General features: G+C 72.8%; 1 pseudogene. It reads left to right on the forward strand.

Going from position 1 to position 397, the window contains the following annotated elements:
• Positions 1 to 119: 119 nt before the first annotated feature.
• Positions 120 to 397 (forward strand): annotated as a pseudogene (locus BI06_RS45260) (hypothetical protein); the annotation flags it as partial.

The raw sequence follows: 397 nt of genomic DNA on the forward strand, positions 1-397 counted from the left end.
CGCCGGCTCGTAGCGCGAGCCCCGGCCTGACCAGGCTTTATGAGAAGTCAACGGGCTTCTCGGACCCTTCTGAGCGCACTCTCACCGGATTCTCATCCACCGGGCGGAGCTTGGTCGCCATGAGCGATCACCAGCAGTGGCAGCACCGCACCGACGGCCCGTACGACGGACCGTCCGAGCCCCCGGCCGGGCCCCGCGAGGACCGGATCGTCCCGGGCACCGTCCTCGGCGGCAGCCGGTACGAACGTATCGGGTACGAGGGCACCGGTTACGAGAGCACCGAGCAGGACACCGCCGGGTACGAGGCCACCGAGCACGGCAGCACCGGGTACGGCAGCGCCGCCCACCCCGCCGCCGGCACCCCGCCCCCTCCCCCGCTCCCGCCGTTCCCGCCCGA

Source organism: Kitasatospora sp. MBT66 (assembly GCF_000710405.2).
GTDB classification, from domain to species: Bacteria; Actinomycetota; Actinomycetes; order Streptomycetales; family Streptomycetaceae; genus Kitasatospora; species Kitasatospora purpeofusca.